Origin of the sequence: Pseudomonas tritici, assembly GCF_014268275.3 — a bacterium.
In the GTDB taxonomy this organism is placed as follows: Bacteria; Pseudomonadota; Gammaproteobacteria; order Pseudomonadales; family Pseudomonadaceae; genus Aquipseudomonas; species Aquipseudomonas tritici.
This window is the reverse complement of record NZ_CP077084.1, coordinates 1,920,051-1,935,116: the sequence shown is the minus strand read 5'-3', so window position 1 is coordinate 1,935,116 and position 15,066 is coordinate 1,920,051. Positions and strand designations below refer to the sequence as shown.

Genomic DNA, 15,066 nt, shown 5'->3' with positions numbered 1-15,066 from the left:
AGGGCTCTCGCTACAACGTTAAAGGCGCGGTTCGACCCGCATACCGCTCACAGGCGCAGGACGGCGGAAAGGCACGTCATCGTCACCGCTTTCAGGTTCAGCGGCCAGTGCCGCATCGGCGGCGGCCTTGCGCTCACGGCGGGCGTTGGCGGCGCGCTCGATGGGCCAGCGGATCAATACGATCACGAGGTACACGCCAAAGGCGATCATGGTGTACATGAACAAATCGGAAATGGCCCGCCAGGCGTTGTTGCCGACCTTGAGCACCAGGTCCAGGGCGGTAATGGCCACGGCCGGCGCGAACTGGGTCTTGACCGGATCGACGATGGTCGGGCTGAACAGCAGCACCGCCATCAGCAGTTGCAACGGCTCGCGCAGCCAGCGCCAGATCCAGCGGGTCATGCGCCACCACACCAACAGGCAGCCCAAGGCAGCGAAGGCGTAAAGGCCCCAAGCGGTCAGATAGTCGTTCTCGGTCATGGTGTCCATGGCAAGGTTGGCAAACAGGCGGCTATGATAACGGCTTTTGCGTGTCGCGGCTGCAATGCCTGCCACCGTCTGCCAGATAGAGAATAATCCATGCCTATGTCGACACCCCCGATTGCCCGCAAGGCCCAAGGCCCAGATCCGTACGCCTGGCTGCAAACGCGTGACAGCGCTGAGGTGCTCGATTACCTCAAGGCCGAAAACGCCTGGCAGGAAGCCCAGCTCGCCGACCAGCAGGCGCTGCGCGAGAGCCTGTTCGAGGAGATCAAGGGGCGCATTCTTGAGACTGACCTGTCGCTGCCCTCGCCCTGGGGACCGTATCTGTACTACACCCGCACCACCGCCGGTGACGAATACGCCCGCCACTACCGCTGCCGCCGCCCGGACGACGACAGCAACCAAGTGGATGACAGCAGCGAAGAATTGCTGCTCGACCCGAACGTACTGGCCAATGGCGGCTTCTTCTCCCTTGGCGCGTTCAGCATCAGCCCCGACCACCAGCGCCTGGCCTACAGTCTCGATACCAGCGGTGAAGAGGTCTACACCCTGTACGTGAAGGAATTGGCCAGTGGCAAGGTCAGTGAACTGGAGTTCCAGGACTGCGACGGCAGCATGACCTGGGCCAATGACAGCCTGACCCTGTTCTTCGGCGAATTGGACGACACCCACCGTCCGCACAAGCTCTACCGCTATCGCCTGGATGGCACGGCGGCGCAGGAAGTGTTCCATGAGCCGGACGGGCGTTTCTTCCTGCATTGCTACCGTTCCAGCTCCGAGCGCCAGTTGCTGCTGGCGCTGGGCAGCAAGACCACCAGCGAAATCTGGGCGCTGGACGCCGACCAGCCGCAACTGGACTTTACCTGCCTGGCGCCACGGGTCGAAGACCATGAATACGATGTCGACCACGGTCAGTTGAATGGCGCGTGGACCTGGTTTATCCGCAGCAACCGTGATGGCATCAACTACGCATTGTTCGTGGCGACCGACATTGGCGACGTCCCGACCGAGGCAGAGTGGCAAAACCTGATCCCCCACAGCGATGACGTCATGCTCGACGGCGTGAGCCTGAATGCCCGCGCCATGACCCTGAGCCTGCGCATAGGTGGGCTGCCCGTGATCGAAGTTCACCCGCAAGGCGTGCCAGCTTATCGAGTGGAATTGCCCGACGCCGCCTACAGCCTCTACGTTCAAAACAGCCTGGAATTTGTCAGCGATAAGATAAGCCTGCGCTATGAGGCGCTTAACCGCCCGGCCCAGGTTCGCCAGCTGGAACTGGCTAACGGCGCACAGCAGGTGCTCAAGGAAACCCCGGTGCTTGGCGTGTTCAATGCCGACGATTACGTCAGCCAGCGCCTGTGGGCGACTTCGGCGGACGGCACACAGGTGCCGATCAGCCTGGTGGTCAAGCGCGACCAGTTGGGCAAGCCGGTGCCGCTGTACCTGTACGGCTATGGCGCCTACGGTTCGAGCCTCGACCCGTGGTTTTCCCACGCACGCCTGAGCCTGCTCGACCGTGGCGTGGCCTTCGCCATTGCGCATGTGCGCGGCGGCGGTGAGCTGGGCGAGGCCTGGTACCGCAATGGCAAGCAGGAGCACAAGCAGAACACCTTCAGCGACTTTATCGCCTGCGCCGAACACTTGATCGCCAAGGGCGTGACCACCTCCAAACAACTGGCAATCAGCGGCGGCAGTGCCGGCGGCCTGTTGATCGGCGCCGTGCTTAACCAGCGTCCGGCGCTGTTCCAGGCGGCGATTGCCGAAGTGCCTTTCGTCGACGTGCTTAACACCATGCTCGACCCGGAATTGCCGTTGACCATCACCGAGTACGACGAGTGGGGCAACCCGCAAGAGCCCGAGGTGTATGCGCGCATCAAGGCCTATGCGCCGTACGAAAACGTCAGCGCCCAAGCCTACCCGGCCATGCTGGTGATCGCCGGCTACAACGACAGTCGCGTGCAGTATTGGGAAGCGGCCAAGTGGGTGGCCAAGCTGCGCGACACCAAGACGGACGACAACCTGTTGCTGCTCAAGACCGAATTGGGCGCCGGCCATGGTGGCATGAGCGGTCGTTACCAGGGATTACGTGACGTAGCACTCGAATATGGCTTTGTGTTCAAGGCACTGGGGCTGGTTTAAGGAACTTAGGGCGGCGGTTCTGTCTGAACACAGGACCGCCCTACATGATTGATGGATCAATACTGCAGCCATGACACTACCCACGCTTCTCAACGACGAAATCCGCGACATGCTCATGGACTGCGGCCTGTTCGACCCGCTATTGCCGGAAGATTTTCATGTCGCCGCCGGCTACTTCAATATCAGCAGCATTGCCCGTGACGAAGCGATTTTCCTAGAGGGCGACGCCGGCACTTTCATGTGCATCATCCACAGCGGCCAGGTGGCGGTGCAAAAAACCAACAGCGACGGCCAACGCCTGACCATCGCGACCCTGCGCAGTGGCCGGGCCTTTGGTGAAATGGCGGTGCTTGATGGCGAGCGGCGCTCCGCCAGTTGCGTGGCGGCCAGTGACTGCGTGCTGCTCAACCTGGGCAAGGACGCCCTGGAAAAGATGCTCAACGAAACCCCCAGGGTTGCCGCCAAGATCATCCGCGCGATTGCCATCGCCCTGTCCAAGCGCCTGCGCATGGCCGATGGGCAATTGTTATCGCAGCAGTTTTAACCGCCGGGCGTCTTCGGTTTGCTGTCGTTTTGCTGCAGGCCAGGCACCGTCTGGTCCTTCGGCGGCGTCGGCAGCACGATAGGCGCCAAGGGCGGCGAGCCGTTGGTCTTGGGCACGGCCGGCGGGGTGACTTGCGGGTACAGCGTCGGCGTCGGGGTGCCCGGCGCACCTGGCGTAGGGGCCGGCGCGATCGGTACGGTTTGCAACTCTTGAGCCTGCGCTGTACCGGATGCGAGCGCGCTCAACACAATGACCGTTAGAATGCTGCACTTCATCGATGGCTCCATGGCCTGACCGGAATGTCACAAGGCTACTCCCAACCGCGCAAGAATGCCCTTCCCAATGAGATTTCCATGAAACGTTTCGTTCTGCTCGACACCACCCCGATCCCCGACAACGGCGGTGCCTTGTGCCTGTTCGAATACGGTGAAGATTTTGTCATCAAGATCCAGGGCGGTGACGGCGGCCAGTTGATGAACACACGTATGCACGGTTCCGAAGATGCCCTGGCGGAAATTCCCTGCCGCAAGGTCGCCGGGCGCCCGGATTCGCGGGTGTTGATCGGCGGGTTGGGCATGGGGTTTACCCTGGCTTCAGCCCTGAAGCACCTGGGCAAGACCGCCGAAGTGGTGGTTGCAGAGTTGGTGCCGGGCGTCGTGGAATGGAACCGTGGGCCGCTGGGAGAAAAATCCGGCCGCCCGCTACTGGACCCGCGCACAGTGATCCGTATGGAAGATGTGGCCAAGGTGCTGCAAGCCGAGCCCCAGGGCTTTGACGCGATCATGCTGGACGTCGACAACGGCCCCGAAGGCCTCACGCAAAAAGCCAACAGCTGGCTGTACTCCGCCGGTGGCCTGGCCGCCTGCGCCAAGGCCCTGCGCCCCAAAGGCGTGCTGGCCGTATGGTCGGCCAGCGCTGACAAGCTGTTCAGCGACAAACTGCGCAAGGCCGGTTTCAAGGCCGAGGAAGTGCAGGTGTTTGCCCATGGCAACAAGGGCACGCGGCACACCATCTGGATTGCGGAGAAGCTCAAGAGTTGAGCCGCGATTGTCAGGACACCAAAGATCCCACATTTTTGATCGGCGTCAGTTTTGGGAATTGCGGTAATCGATCACGTACGGCACTTTTTTGTCGACGGTTTTTTCCAGCTCATCCCGATCCAGTTTCGGCATGCCACCCAGCTGATGGGCGGTAAAACCGCTATCCCCGACCTGCGACCCCGGCGCCAGGCTGACCATCCGCTTAGCAACGGCCTCAATGGCGTCCTTGTAGCCGCCCTTCTTGTTCAGATTGAAGGCACTCAAGTCAATCTGCGTACGTAACCAGTTGCCCCAGTAAAACTCCAGGAACTCCGGCGCGATCTCCCCAGCCTCCGGCTTGCCATAGGCCGCCTTGCGGGTGAAATACACCAGGCTGCGGAAGGTGTCGTCCTGCAGGTTTTTGAAGCCCAGGTGCGCGGGCAACTGCTCGGGCGGCAGCGTCTGGCCCCTGTTGTCCTTGAGCCAGACTTTGCGCGCTGACTCCATACGCTGCCAGAAGCTCGTCAAAGTCGGGCTGTTGCTAAAGTCGTCGGTCACCTTGACCCACATCTTCAACCGAGGGCCACCGCCGGGCACTTCCCATAAAGTGGTGAAGCTGTGGTGACCGTCGGTCAGGTACAGCTGGCCAGCGGGGCCGACCACCACGGTTTTCATGACCTCGGGATGAGTGCCCACCGGGTCCTTGCAGGTGAAACTGGAGGGTTTGTGCAGGTCTGCGTCCTTGGGCACTTTGTCAGCTTCGCCTTGGCCGTTGGTTTCGCAGTACTCATCGAAGGCCTTGGCGGGTTTGTCGGCGAACAGCCCAAGGCTGTAATAGATCTGGTCGAAGCCCACCACGGCCTGGGTCGGGTGCAATTGTTCGAGTGCAACCTCGATCACTTGGCCGGGCTTTGGCGTGGAGAACGCTTGGGCCTGGGCAACCACCCCACACAGCAACAACGCAACAGTCCATGATTGCAGACGCATGATGTTCAGCTCCTTATCGATAAAGTGAAGCGGTCATTTACAACGCAAGCGGCTAGAATCAACCTTATCCGTGAACCACCCAATAGCCAGGAGCCATGATGAGCTCGACCAACCCGCCCTCCCACACCGCCAAGCTGGATCGTATCCTCGCCGATGCCCAGCGCGACCGGGAAATGGGCTATCGCGACAAAGCCTTGAAGATGTACCCCCACGTGTGCGGCCGCTGCGCCCGTGAGTTCGCCGGCAAACGCCTGAGTGAGCTGACCGTACACCACCGCAACCACAATCATGATGACAATCCCCAGGACGGTTCCAACTGGGAGTTGCTCTGCCTGTATTGCCACGACAACGAACACTCGCGCTACACCGACCAGCAGTACTTCGGCGAAGGCTCCACCAGCAGCCCGACGATTGCCAAGGCGACGCATAACCCGTTTGCGGCGTTGGCTGGCCTTATGAAGAAAGACGACTGAAGATCTTCTTTGCCTGGTCTGGCCTCTTCGCGAGCAAGCCCGCTCCCACATTTTGAAGGTGTTCACAAATCAAAATGTGGGAGCGGGCTTGCTCGCGAAGGCGATCGCCCAAGCAATGCATCACTTCCAGGCCGTATAATCGCCGTTTTCCTCCAAGGCACCCTTCCCCGTGGGCAATAAACGCTACAGCTGCATCGGTCTGTATAACCCCAAATCCCCCGAAAACGTCGGCTCGGTCATGCGTGCCGCCGGCTGCTACGGCGTGGCCTCGGTGTTCTACACCGGCGTGCGCTACGAGCGCGCCCGGGATTTCATTACCGACACCAAGAAAGTCCACCATGACATTCCGCTGATCGGCATTGATGACCTGAAAAAGATCCTGCCCCTGGGCTGCATCCCCGTCGCCGTGGAGCTGGTGGAAGGCGCTCGCCCGTTGCCTGAATACACCCACCCCGACCGCGCGTTGTACATCTTCGGACCTGAAGACGGCTCCCTCGACAAAGAGATCCGCGACTGGTGCGAAGACGTGGTCTACATCCCGACCACCGGCTGCATGAACCTCGCCGCCACCGTCAACGTGGTGCTCTACGATCGACTGGCCAAGGGCAACAACACCCGTTCGGGCCCCAAGTACTGATTTTTTCGGAACATCCGGCAAGTGCCAGCAGTCAGCTACATATCACTAGCCAACGTTGGAGACAGATCATGAGCGACAGCAAAACCTTGCGCCCTATCATCGAACACACCCCGTTTGAAACGCAGCCGCAGCAAAACGTGCACGGTTGGGAACGCATCGGCTCAGTGGCGGGTGGCGTGATGATGGTGGGCAAAGGCCTGCGCCGTGGCGGGATTTTCGGCTTGATCCAAGTGGCGATCGGCGGTGTGGCGCTGGCGCGTGGGTTCACCGGGCACAGTTCGCTCAAGGACAAACTTGCACAGGGCCGCCAGGAAATGAACACGGTACGTGCGAAGATCGAGCGGGCCGGGGAAGAGTTGCAGAACTTGAAGACCAAGGCGGAAGTGGCGGCTGAAAAAGCAACCAAGTAGTCCAGCCGAACTCGGTTAAATGTGGGAGCGGGCTTGCCCGCGATAGCAGTGTGTCAGGTTGCTGGTTCAGTAGCTGATAGACCGCTATCGCAGGCAAGCCAGCTCCCACAATGATTTGCGTCAACGCAATAATTTGCTGTCGAGCACCACTGAGGGCTCGCCAATAATGCTCTCAGCCAGCTTTACAAACTCCGCCGTGGTGATGCTGTCTGCCCGCATCACCGCCTGAGCCAGGTCATCCAGCGACCGTTTGTTGTGGGTCTTCACCCGAATCTCGCGATCCAACTCCTGCAACACTACCACCGCCCGTGCCACCGTCGCGCCGCTGGCGTGCTCGCCGCGCAGGCTGGTCACGTCCTTGCCTTCCTTCGCCAGGCGCGCCTGGATGGCCTCATACCGCTCATCAGTAATGCCTCCGGCTCGGCGCAGCAGTTCAATTGCGTAATACTCGCCCAAACCCTCGCTGACCCAGTCACTGGTGTCGTGATCGTTGAAGCGCCCAATCGCCTGCACCACTTCACGGATCAACGCGCTGCTGCCGTTTTCGCCGACCAGCGGCGTGCGGCTATTGAGGTAGATCGAGTCGCGTGCCGCAAACGCACCACGGCGCATCGGGTCACTGGCGCCCACCACCAGCAGCTTGGCCGGATGACGCGGGAACGCTGCTTCCACCTGCGGCCAGACAAAAGTCAGCAACGTCAGCACATCCATGCGCCGCATGGCCTGGCCCTTGGGCGAGGCCACGGTGACTTCCGTCTCGCCCAGGCGTACGCGACGGCTGCCGAGGGTACCGGCGAGCATCCAGCCGGTGGGCCGGTCGAACAGGCGGGAGACGTTATCAATGCGGAATTTGTTCTTGCCGATACGCGGCCATACGGTCTCGACGCTTTTCCAGCCTGCCGGCAGTTCGAACACCAGCCGGGAGACCAACTCGACACCGTCTTGCTGGTCGAGCCGCGCCGGGGGCACTAGGTCTTCGCCGCGAAACAGCGCCCAGCTCGGCGTCATGCGCGCTTCATAGATGCCGGGCTTGCGCGCGTGGGTGAGGCGCACGCGGTAGGTCAGGCTGGCCTTGTTGGCGCTGGGTTGCCACAGGCCACGGTGCTCAGTGATGCTCCACTGGCCATCGGCCTTGAAGTCGCTGTAGTCACCGTCGTGGCCGAGGTCAAAGTTCAGGCTGCGCACCGCCGAGCCCTGTGACAGGTTTACGCGCACCTCGGCCTGATCGCTCTGGGGCAGGAGTTTGACGTGATAATCCAAGTCGATTTTCTTCGCGCTCCACGCTGGCATGCTCAGTGCCAGCAGTACCAGGCTCACCCCCAGCCGCCCCCCCTTCATACACACTCCTTTTTAGCCCGCACGGAAAATCAGGTAATCCTCCCAGTCGTCCTCGGGCACGCTGCCTTCGCTGAGCATGCGCCCGGACTGGGAAATGCGTTCTTGGTGCACAGCATCACGGTCGCCGCAGACCAAGTGGTGCCACAGTGGCAGGTCCTTGCGTTCGCTGACCAGACGATAGCCGCAGGTCGGCGGCAGCCATTTGAACTGATCCGCCTGGCCGGGGGTGAGCTGGATGCAGTCCGGCACCGACGCACGGCGGTTGGGGTAGTCGGTGCACTGGCAGGTGTTCAGGTCCAGCAGTTTACAGGCGATACGCGTGTAATAGACGCTGTTGTCGTCTTCGTCCTCGAGCTTCTGCAGGCAGCACAGGCCACAGCCGTCGCACAACGACTCCCACTCCTCCTGGTCGAGGTGTTCAAGGGTTTTGCGTATCCAGAAAGGTTCGACTTTGGCGGCCATGGCTCTACATCAGTATCGGTAGGTGAAAAGGCCGCCAGTCTAGTGCCCACGGCCCCTGGGGCCAAGCGCTTACGACTGGCGGTGTAACACCACTTGTCAGTCTAGTGGGCGCGCAGTAACTTTGAACGCCGAATTGACGATCAGGAACTGCTCCATGACACGTGTTGCCGACTATCCGATCCATAACCAGTTCACCGACCGCTGGTCACCCCGCGCCTTCACCGGCGAAACCATCTCCCAGGAAACCCTGCTGAGTTTCTTTGAAGCCGCACGCTGGGCGCCGTCCGCCTACAACTCACAGCCATGGCGTTTTCTTTACGCGCGCCGCGACACGCCGGACTGGGAGCGTTTCCTGGGTTTGCTGAATGAATTCAACCGTGGCTGGGCGCAACACGCGTCGGCCCTGGTGATCATCGCGTCGAAAACCGAATTCACCGCCCCGGGCGCCACCGAAGAAACCCCGGCGCTGTGGCACACCTTCGACACGGGTTCGGCCTGGGGCCACCTGGCGTTGCAAGCCAGCCTCAGCGGCTGGCACACCCACGGCATGGCCGGCTTCGATCAGGAGCTGACCCGCAAAGAGCTGAAGATTCCAGACGGTTATGCGCTGCATGCCGCCGTGGCGATTGGCAAGCTGGGTGACAAGTCGACCTTGCCGGAATACCTGCAAGGCCGTGAAGTGCCAAGCCCGCGCCGGCCGTTGAGCGAGCTGGTGTCGGAAGGTGATTTCAGCCTCTAAACCTGGCCGAGATCCCCTGTGGGAGCGTTGTGTCAGTAACCGCGGTCGAAATCCACTTCGCCGCGCAGCGCTTCCTTGGCCTGGTACGCGCGCAGGTTCTGTAGGAACAACTCCACCATCAATTGCGGCGAAGTCGGCGCCGAGCTGTGACCCGTCAACAACAACCCCCAGGCGGTCCAGAACGGATGACGCTGCGGCAGCGGCTCCTGACGGCAGACATCGATGACTGCGCCCGCCAAATGCCCTTCCTTCAAGGCCTCGACCAAGTCAGCATCCACCACCGCCACACCGCGCCCGACGTTGATAAACAACCCCGTCGGCTTGAATTGCTTGAACAGCGCTGCGTCGTACACATCATGGGTGTTCGGCGTGTTGGGCAGCAGGTTGATCACGTAGTCCACCTCCCCCACCAGCCGGCCCAGTTGGTCGAGCCCAGCCACTTCGAGAAACGGTGCCTGCTCACGCGCTTCGCTTGCGATGCCATACAGCTTCACGCCAAACGGCACGAGGAACCCGGCAACGCTCTGGCCGATATCGCCGGTGCCGACGATCAACGCCTTGCGCCCCGCCAGGCTCTGGCCCAAGCGGTTGTCCCACTTGCGCTCGACCTGGCTGACCAGGCGCGCCAACACTTCGCGCTCGTGGCCGAGCATATAGGTGAGGATAAATTCAGCCATGACCTGGCCAAAGATGCCGACCGCGCGGGTCAGGCGGTAGTCGCGCGGCAAGCCTTCAGCCAGCAGCGGCGTAATGCCGGCCCAGGTCGACTGCAGCCATTGCGGGTGATGGCCCTGGCGCAACAACGTCGCCAGCAGGTCGGGCTGGCCCAGCCATACCGGGCAATCGGCGGCCAGGCGCGACAGTTCGGCGGAGTCGCCGCTGGTCAGCACCTCAAGGTCCGGGGCCAGGTCACCCAGCAATCGGGCGTAGAGCGGGTGATCCTGTTCAGCAATCAGAACACGCATGGTTCAAACCTTTCAAAAACAATACGGACGGCCGCCCGCATCCTTACGGCCACCGCCCACTTATACGATTCCATTGAAGACTGTGCCCTGAACAGGGCACTCACCGATCACATCGGGTCGTTACGGCGCAACAGCTCTTCGGGCAAGTGTTCGATGTACTCGTCCTCGGCTGGCGGCATTTGCAGGTGGTAACCCTGCTTGTCGAGGTTTTCCAGGACCACGGCGATGTCCTCACGGGACAGTTTGCGCTCCGGCGTCAGCACCATGTCAAACGCGTGATGCGCCTTGCCGAAGGCTTCCATCAACGGTTCAGGCACGCGCTCCAAGGCATCACTTTTCAGCACGTAGAGGTACATCCCGTCTTTTTTCTTGCTGCGATAGATGGAGCAAATACGTTTCAAGGCTGTTCTCCGGCAGTGGCCAGGCTGTCGAGCAGCGCCTGGCCCATCAACTCGCGGCGCCAGCCACGCAGCGAGTCTGGCAATTTATAAGGCCCATTGGGGTAGCCACTTTTGACCAAGGCCTCAAGAGTTTTCTTGCGCAGCATCAGTTCCGGTGCCATGTCCAGGCGCTCGGCGAACGTTTGGCCCAAGGCGCGCAGTTGCTTGATCAACGCAGCGGCATCCACCGGCAAAGGCTCGGCAACGGCGGGTGGCCATTGGTCCATCGGCACGCTGCCGGCACGTTTGATCAGGTCGAGCAGGAACTGGCCGTCCTGACGTACGGTGCGCGGGTGCATGTCTTCGATCTTGCCCAGGGCGGCGAGGTTATCCGGCTGGGATTTGGCCAGGGGCCACAACGAGTGTTCGCGGATGACGCGGTTGCGCGGCAGGTCACGGGCGCGGGCTTGCTGCTCGCGCCAGGCACACAGCTCACGCAGCACGGCGAGTTGGGCACGTGAGAGTTTCCACGCCAGCTTGGCGTCGCGGTACACCTCGTACGGGTCGACTTCGCGGCGCAGGTTGGCGACCAATTCGGCACCATCGTCCAACACCCAGGCGTATTTATCGTCGGACAGCTGCGGACGCAGGCGGATGTACACCTCGGCCAAGTGCAGCGCGTCTTCGGCGGCGTAGCTGATCTGCGTCTCGGACAACGGCCGCTGCAGCCAGTCCGAACGGGTCTCGCCCTTGGGCAGTTCGATATCCAGCACGGCTTGCACCAGGCGCGAATAGCCCATGGAGAAGCCAAGATTCAGATAAGCGGCAGCCAATTGGGTATCGAACAACGGCACCGGCAGGCTGCCGGTCAGGCGCAGCAACACTTCCAGGTCTTCGCTGCAAGCATGCACCACCTTGATCACCGCCGGGTTTTCCAGCAGGGCGGCCAACGGTTGCCAGTTGTCGATGGTCAGGGGGTCGATCAGGTAAGCGCGCACGCCATCACCGATCTGGATCAGCCCGGCAATGGGATAAAAGGTGTCGACCCGCATGAATTCGGTGTCGAGGGCGACGAATGGCAACTGCTGCCATTCGGCGCAATGCTGGCCGAGGCTATCGTTGTCGCAGATCCAGTGAATATCGATGGCCACACGGCTCTCCCTTGAAGAATGGCGCGCAGTATATATCGCGAAAGGGACTTGCGAGCATCCGCAGTGCAGAGGCGACCATGAAAACTCAGACAAGACTTGAAGAATAGTCCGACAGGCGGGACTTATCCTCTCTTACGCAGTACGTAGACCCGCCACAGGCTTGAGCCTGGCATGAATTCCTGATGATTCAGGACCTTGAAGCCGGCCTGCCGAAACTCGTCCTCTACGGCGGTACGAGAATTGACAGAAACGATCACGGTGTCGCGGCTGACCCGGTGAAACTCGCGCAATAACGCCAAGCGCCCTTCGCTGCTGGGGACATGGCGAAACAACTCCAGGCAGAAAATGCAATCCACTGCATTCGCCGACAAACCGATGGAAAAAGCCGAGCCCTGAAACGTCTTGACTCGCTTGAGCAAGGACGCCGGGTGGTGACTGCGTGCGTGGTCGAGCATGTCCTGGGAATTGTCCGATGCCAGGATCACTCGGTTGACGTGTTCGGCCAACACTGGCCAGAAACGCCCGGAACCGCAGGCCAGATCGAGCACCAGCCCCGGTTCACCGGCGACTTTCAACGCCTGGCGCACCAGCCACTCGTCGCGCCACGACGCCAGGCGCCGCCGCAGTCCCGGCGGGCGCGTATCGCCGCAGACCCGAGCGTGCTCACGGTCACAGCGCTCGGCGTATTCGATCTCGATGGAGGATGGTGGTGACGGCATCGCGGGCTCATGTCAGTAGAACGGTAGTGAACGACCTTGATTGGCAGCTTAAACAGCAGAACGTGAAAAAAAGGTCGAAGCCACCACTGCCCTGTCACCGGCTCACGCCTGATGCAAATACCAGCGCCAATCCTGCTCCCCTACCTCGCCCATGAACTGGCGATACTCAGCGCGTTTTACCGCCAGGTACACACCGAGGAATTCACTGCCAAATGCCTCCCGCGCCCAGCGTGAACCTTCCAGTGCGCGCAGCGTGGTAAGCCAGTCGGTCGGCAGCAGTTCCTTGGCCTGGGCATAACCATTGCCTTCAACCGGAGCGCCGGGGTCGCGCTGTTCACGGATGCCACGGTGGATGCCGGCCAGGATGGCGGCAGCCGCCAAGTAGGGGTTGGCGTCGGCGCCGCAGATGCGGTGCTCGATATGCCGGGAGTTGGCCGGCCCGCCGGGCACGCGCAGGCTGACGGTGCGGTTGTCCACGCCCCAGGTGGCGGCCAGTGGCGCGTAGCTGTTGGTTTGGAAGCGACGGTAAGAGTTGGCATTGGGGCAGAACAGCAACAGCGAATCGAGCAAGGTGCTGAGCATGCCACCCACCGCTTGGCGCAGCAGCGGCGTGCCGTCAGTGGCTTCGCTGGCGAACAGGTTGTTGCCCTCGGCGTCCGCCAGGCTCACGTGCATGTGCATGCCGGTGCCGGCCAAGTCATCGAACGGCTTGGCCATAAAGCAGGCGGTCATCCCGTGTTTGTGCGCCACGCCCTTCACCAGGCGTTTATAGCGCACCGCTTCATCCATGGCTTGCAGGGCGTCGGTACGGTGTTCCAGGGTGATTTCCACTTGGCCGGGGGCGTATTCGGAAATCGCCGTGCGCGCCGGGATGCCTTGCAGCTTGCAGGCGCTGTAGAGGTCGGCGAGGAACGGCTCGATCTGTTCCAGCTCGCGCAGGCCGTAGACCTGGGTCGAACGCGGGCGCCCGCCATCCACATCCCGCGCCGGTTGTGGCCGGCCATGGCTGTCGGGTTTCTGGTCGAGCAGGTAAAACTCCAACTCCGCCGCCATCACGGGGTAATAACCATCGGCCTTGAGCCCGTCGATCACTTTGGCCAGCAAATGCCGGGGATCAGCCACGGTGGCGGGCAGACCTTCGGTGGGGTGCATGCTGACCTGCACCGCCGCCGTCGGGATCAGCCGCCACGGCATGCGCTGCAAACTGCCGCTGATCGGGTAGGCGCGGCAGTCGATATCGCCCACCTCCCATACCAGCCCGGAGTTTTCCACGTCGTCGCCATTGATGGTCAGGCCCAGGATAGTGCTGGGCAAGGGCCGGCCACTCTCGTACACCGCCAGCAGTTCATCGCGGTGCAGCAACTTGCCGCGTGGCACCCCATTGTTGTCGAGGATAAACAGCTCGAACAGTTCGATGTCCGGGTTGTGTTCGAGGTAAGACTGGGCTTCGTTCAGGCAGGCAAAAACACTCATGGGCATTCTCATACGTATGTGTAAAGCAGACGCGCAGGTGCACGCCATCCAAGGGATGGATCAACGTAGGAATGAAGTATCTGGTGGGCGTGCGTGACGGCAGTGGAACAGGGCCCAGAACGCGAGATCGGACGGCAGTGTCGCGGGGTGGGTGTCGAGAGAGCCGTCCATGCAGGGATCACAGTGCTGAAGATAGCGGCCAGCCTCACACGCCTGCATAGGTGGGTAAATCCAGGGTTGATGGAGTTTGGTTGCGACTTGGCTAAACATTCGCAGCGCCTTGCCACCCCGCCCAACGCTGGAAATAATGACCGCCCAAGACCATGCCCCAAGGACTCGACCGCATGAAAGCTCTTTTTGCCCTGTGTGTATTAAGCGTGGCCACCAGCGTCCTGGCCGACGCCGCCCCTTCGCGCCTGGACCAGGTGCTCCAACGCGGCACGCTCAGCGTCTGCACCACCGGCGACTACAAGCCCTACACCTCCCTGCGCGCCGATGGCAGCTACGAAGGCATCGACATCGCCATGGCCGAGTCCCTGGCCAAGAGCCTCAACGCCAACATCCAGTGGGTGCCCACCACTTGGAAAACCCTGATGCCGGACTTCCTCGCCCAACGCTGCGACATTGCCGTGGGCGGCATTTCAGTGTCGCTGGAGCGCCAGAAAAAAGCCTTCTTCAGCCAGGCCCTCGGCGTCGACGGAAAGATCCCGCTGGTGCGCTGCGCCGATGTGCAGCGTTACCAGACCGTCGAGCAGATCAACCAACCGCAGGTCCGCGTGATCGAGCCCGCCGGCGGCACCAACGAAGTATTCGCCCGCGCCCACTTGGGCCAGGCGCAAATCCGCTTGCATGACAACGTGACCATCTTCGACGAACTGCTGGCGGGCAAGGCCGACGTGATGATCACCGACGCCAGCGAAGCGCGTTACCAGCAAAAGCTCAAGCCAGGGCTGTGCGCGGTCAACCCTGAGCGGCAGATGCAGTACAGCGAAAAAGCCTTCATGCTGCCCCGCGATGATGTGGCGTGGAAAAGCTATGTCGACCAATGGTTGCACCTGAGCGTGGCCACCGGGGTGTATGACGGCATCGTCAGTCAATGGCTGGCGGCGCCCTGAGCTACGCTCTTGTCACATCAATAAGAACGAGG

18 protein-coding genes are annotated in these 15,066 nt (G+C 61.5%); 8 read left to right on the top strand and 10 right to left on the bottom strand.

Annotation, left to right across the window (positions count from 1 at the left end):
• Positions 1 to 18: 18 nt before the first annotated feature.
• Complete coding sequence (locus tag HU722_RS08640) at positions 19 to 555, bottom strand: MFS transporter (RefSeq protein ID WP_065874816.1); 537 nt, start codon at positions 553 to 555, stop codon at positions 19 to 21.
• A 24-nt stretch (positions 556 to 579) separates the two neighbouring features.
• Here HU722_RS08640 and HU722_RS08635 point away from each other — a divergent pair, with 24 nt between their 5' ends.
• Together HU722_RS08635 and HU722_RS08630 are read left to right on the top strand one after the other, a co-directional pair.
• Positions 580 to 2,622, top strand: a complete 2,043-nt coding sequence (locus HU722_RS08635; RefSeq protein ID WP_186754388.1) for a S9 family peptidase — start codon at positions 580 to 582, stop codon at positions 2,620 to 2,622.
• Positions 2,623 to 2,692: 70 nt separating this feature from the next.
• Positions 2,693 to 3,166, top strand: coding sequence for a cyclic nucleotide-binding domain-containing protein (locus HU722_RS08630; protein WP_049709454.1), 474 nt, complete (start codon positions 2,693 to 2,695; stop codon positions 3,164 to 3,166).
• On the opposite strand, the gene HU722_RS08625 is transcribed toward HU722_RS08630, so the two are convergent.
• Positions 3,163 to 3,441, bottom strand: coding sequence for a hypothetical protein (locus HU722_RS08625; protein WP_065874814.1), 279 nt, complete (start codon positions 3,439 to 3,441; stop codon positions 3,163 to 3,165). The two genes, HU722_RS08630 and HU722_RS08625, sit on opposite strands and share 4 nt — an antisense overlap.
• A gap of 78 nt (positions 3,442 to 3,519) precedes the next feature.
• Between HU722_RS08625 and HU722_RS08620 the strand changes: the two genes are divergently transcribed.
• Positions 3,520 to 4,206, top strand: coding sequence for a spermidine synthase (locus tag HU722_RS08620; RefSeq protein ID WP_065882144.1), 687 nt, complete (start codon positions 3,520 to 3,522; stop codon positions 4,204 to 4,206).
• Positions 4,207 to 4,251: 45 nt separating this feature from the next.
• Here the strand turns inward: HU722_RS08620 and HU722_RS08615 are convergent, their stop codons facing one another.
• Positions 4,252 to 5,172: a ParB/Srx family N-terminal domain-containing protein gene (locus tag HU722_RS08615; RefSeq protein ID WP_065882143.1), complete on the bottom strand. Its 921-nt coding sequence runs from the start codon at positions 5,170 to 5,172 to the stop codon at positions 4,252 to 4,254.
• 98 nt (positions 5,173 to 5,270) lie between these two features.
• Here HU722_RS08615 and HU722_RS08610 point away from each other — a divergent pair, with 98 nt between their 5' ends.
• From HU722_RS08610 to HU722_RS08600, 3 genes are all read left to right on the top strand, one after another.
• Positions 5,271 to 5,645, top strand: a complete 375-nt coding sequence (locus HU722_RS08610; protein WP_003210675.1) for a YajD family HNH nuclease — start codon at positions 5,271 to 5,273, stop codon at positions 5,643 to 5,645.
• Between the two features lie 169 nt (positions 5,646 to 5,814).
• Positions 5,815 to 6,282 carry an RNA methyltransferase gene (locus tag HU722_RS08605; protein ID WP_003189607.1) on the top strand — a complete coding sequence of 156 codons (468 nt, stop codon included), beginning with the start codon at positions 5,815 to 5,817 and terminating at the stop codon, positions 6,280 to 6,282.
• 68 nt (positions 6,283 to 6,350) lie between these two features.
• Complete coding sequence (locus tag HU722_RS08600; RefSeq protein ID WP_065882142.1) at positions 6,351 to 6,692, top strand: YgaP family membrane protein; 342 nt, start codon at positions 6,351 to 6,353, stop codon at positions 6,690 to 6,692.
• Positions 6,693 to 6,812: 120 nt separating this feature from the next.
• On the opposite strand, the gene HU722_RS08595 is transcribed toward HU722_RS08600, so the two are convergent.
• Positions 6,813 to 8,030, bottom strand: coding sequence for a hypothetical protein (locus HU722_RS08595; RefSeq protein WP_065874810.1), 1,218 nt, complete (start codon positions 8,028 to 8,030; stop codon positions 6,813 to 6,815).
• Positions 8,031 to 8,042: 12 nt separating this feature from the next.
• Positions 8,043 to 8,492, bottom strand: coding sequence for a YcgN family cysteine cluster protein (locus HU722_RS08590; protein WP_065874809.1), 450 nt, complete (start codon positions 8,490 to 8,492; stop codon positions 8,043 to 8,045).
• A gap of 154 nt (positions 8,493 to 8,646) precedes the next feature.
• On the opposite strand from HU722_RS08590, the gene HU722_RS08585 reads away from it, so the two are divergent.
• Entirely contained in the window at positions 8,647 to 9,231 is a 585-nt protein-coding gene (locus tag HU722_RS08585) for a nitroreductase family protein (protein WP_065882139.1), read from the top strand.
• A gap of 32 nt (positions 9,232 to 9,263) precedes the next feature.
• Here HU722_RS08585 and HU722_RS08580 read toward each other — a convergent pair whose 3' ends face one another.
• The 5 genes from HU722_RS08580 to HU722_RS08560 all read right to left on the bottom strand — a co-directional run bounded on the left by HU722_RS08580 (position 9,264) and on the right by HU722_RS08560 (position 13,919).
• The gene (locus tag HU722_RS08580; protein WP_065874807.1) at positions 9,264 to 10,196 is read right to left on the bottom strand and encodes a D-2-hydroxyacid dehydrogenase; all 933 of its coding nucleotides are present in this window, start codon (positions 10,194 to 10,196) and stop codon (positions 9,264 to 9,266) included.
• Between the two features lie 107 nt (positions 10,197 to 10,303).
• Positions 10,304 to 10,597, bottom strand: a complete 294-nt coding sequence (locus tag HU722_RS08575; protein ID WP_003189597.1) for a YcgL domain-containing protein — start codon at positions 10,595 to 10,597, stop codon at positions 10,304 to 10,306.
• Positions 10,594 to 11,727 (bottom strand): ribonuclease D, encoded by a 1,134-nt coding sequence (rnd, locus tag HU722_RS08570; protein WP_186754386.1) that lies wholly within the window; start codon positions 11,725 to 11,727, stop codon positions 10,594 to 10,596. The genes HU722_RS08575 and rnd overlap by 4 nt, the downstream gene beginning before the upstream one ends.
• A 122-nt stretch (positions 11,728 to 11,849) precedes the next feature.
• The gene (locus HU722_RS08565) at positions 11,850 to 12,446 is read right to left on the bottom strand and encodes a class I SAM-dependent methyltransferase (RefSeq protein ID WP_065882137.1); all 597 of its coding nucleotides are present in this window, start codon (positions 12,444 to 12,446) and stop codon (positions 11,850 to 11,852) included.
• A 102-nt stretch (positions 12,447 to 12,548) separates the two neighbouring features.
• Positions 12,549 to 13,919 (bottom strand): glutamine synthetase family protein, encoded by a 1,371-nt coding sequence (locus tag HU722_RS08560; protein WP_186754384.1) that lies wholly within the window; start codon positions 13,917 to 13,919, stop codon positions 12,549 to 12,551.
• Positions 13,920 to 14,263: 344 nt separating this feature from the next.
• Between HU722_RS08560 and HU722_RS08555 the strand changes: the two genes are divergently transcribed.
• The gene (locus HU722_RS08555; RefSeq protein ID WP_065874803.1) at positions 14,264 to 15,034 is read left to right on the top strand and encodes a transporter substrate-binding domain-containing protein; all 771 of its coding nucleotides are present in this window, start codon (positions 14,264 to 14,266) and stop codon (positions 15,032 to 15,034) included.
• Positions 15,035 to 15,066: the final 32 nt, after the last annotated feature.